Below are 490 nucleotides of genomic sequence, written 5' to 3'. Positions count from 1 at the left end.
CGCGTTCCGGATTGTTTTTTTGTCGGGGGTTTGCCGCCATATCAAAACAGGCGGGCGATGCCGTCTGAAACTCCGTCATTCCCACTGCTGTCCGCAACCTTTCGTCATTCCCGCCTGCGCGGGAATGACGATTTGGAAATTACCCGAAACCCAAAAAAAACCGAAACCGAACACACTAGATTCCCGCTTTCGCGGGAATGACGGCGGCGGGGGGCGATGCCGTCTGAAGCCCAATAAAGCATTAAATGCCGTCTGAAACCCCGTCATTCCCCCTGCTGTCCGCAACTCTTCGTCATTCCCGCCACTTTTCGTCATTCCCGCGAAAGCGGGAATCTGGAACCTCTAAAGCTTCAGCTAACCTTTGAATATTGCTGTTGTTCTAATGTCTGGATTCCCGCCTGCGCGGGAATGACGATTTGAGACCTTTGCAAAATTCCTTTCCCCCCGACAGCCGAAACCCCAACACAGGTTTTCGGCTGTTTTCGTTTCA

The 490-nt window shown here is 52.7% G+C and carries 1 pseudogene; it reads left to right on the top strand.

Annotation, left to right across the window (positions count from 1 at the left end):
• Positions 1-201, top strand: a pseudogene (locus Q9J79_RS10290) (hypothetical protein); the annotation flags it as partial.
• Positions 202-490 lie beyond the last annotated feature (289 nt).

This window comes from Neisseria viridiae, assembly GCF_962747995.1.
Taxonomy (GTDB): domain Bacteria; phylum Pseudomonadota; class Gammaproteobacteria; order Burkholderiales; family Neisseriaceae; genus Neisseria; species Neisseria viridiae.
This window is presented reverse-complemented; position numbering and strand designations above follow the sequence as displayed.